2 protein-coding genes are annotated in these 1,070 nt (G+C 33.8%); both read left to right on the top strand.

Going from position 1 to position 1,070, the window contains the following annotated elements; translation table 11 throughout:
* The coding region (locus SH09_RS13945) for an LPXTG cell wall anchor domain-containing protein (protein ID WP_042740221.1) at window positions 1-250 on the top strand (250 nt) is incomplete at its 5' end.
* A gap of 177 nt (window positions 251-427) precedes the next feature.
* On the top strand, window positions 428-1,070 hold a 643-nt coding region (locus SH09_RS13940; RefSeq protein WP_042740220.1), incomplete at its 3' end, for a KxYKxGKxW signal peptide domain-containing protein.

Raw genomic sequence — 1,070 nt, 5'->3', positions numbered from 1 at the left:
AAGTAAACCAGGTAAACCAGGTAAACCAGGTAAATCAGAAGAACCAAGTAAACCAAGTGAACCAGGTAAACCAAAAGAACCAGGTAAACCAAGTGAACCAGGTAAACCAAGTGAACCAGAATCTAAAAAAACAAGTGATAAAACTTTACCAGAAACAGGTGTCAAATCTGTAAATATTACATTGTTTGGTAGTTTAATTTCAGTACTTGGGACATTTATTTTGTTTGGTAAACGTCGTAAAGAAAAATAATTCAAGAAAAAGGCTCGAAACTCGAGCCTTTTTTCTTAAAGGTAATCCAGATATAAGTGTTAATTTTGCGAGAACAAATTATTTGTTTTGTATTATGTTGACTTATATGTATAAAGTTAATAAAATATTATTTATGAAAATATAATCAAAATTTAATAATCATTAGGAGTTTTGCAGTTGAAAAAAAGTCAAAGAATTCAAAAAAGTTTTAGCGAAGAAAAAGTCAGAGTAAGATTGTATAAATCCGGCAAAAACTGGGTAAAAGCGGGTATTAAAGAGATTCAACTACTTAAAATGTTAGGTTTGTCTTTATTAACGGATAAAGTAGATAAAGAACAAAACGACAAAGTAAGTATTGGTAGTGCCATTAAAGATAACGCTTTTAGAACCACTGCAATCACAGGTGGTTTATTTACTGTTAACATGTTGCACGATCAACATGCATTAGCTGCGTCTGAAATACCTGTCGCATCTGAATTAGCGACGAATAGTCAAACAGTAGGTGGCCAGACATCTGTTGTGATTGAACAGTCACAATCAGCGACTGATAGCGAGCAACTGTCTATTGCAAGTGAAAGTCAAGTTTCAGATGAAAGCGAATCTGCAGATTCAGAAAACACTTCTACTGACAGTGAAATTTACAAAGCAATTTCTGAAGAACAAGCAAGTCTTTCGGATTCAGAATCTCAATCTGAGTCACTTGTGAAAAGTGAGAGTGTTTCACTATCAAAAGACAGTAATGTAGACGCTTCAGAAAGTTCGCAATCAAAAAAAACAAATACAAGCGCAACATCAGAAGAGTCACAACAACAAGCAACGG

Source organism: Staphylococcus gallinarum (assembly GCF_000875895.1).
GTDB classification, from domain to species: Bacteria; Bacillota; Bacilli; order Staphylococcales; family Staphylococcaceae; genus Staphylococcus; species Staphylococcus gallinarum.
The sequence above is the reverse complement of the archived record's forward strand: the minus strand, read 5'-3'. Positions and strand labels throughout refer to the sequence as shown.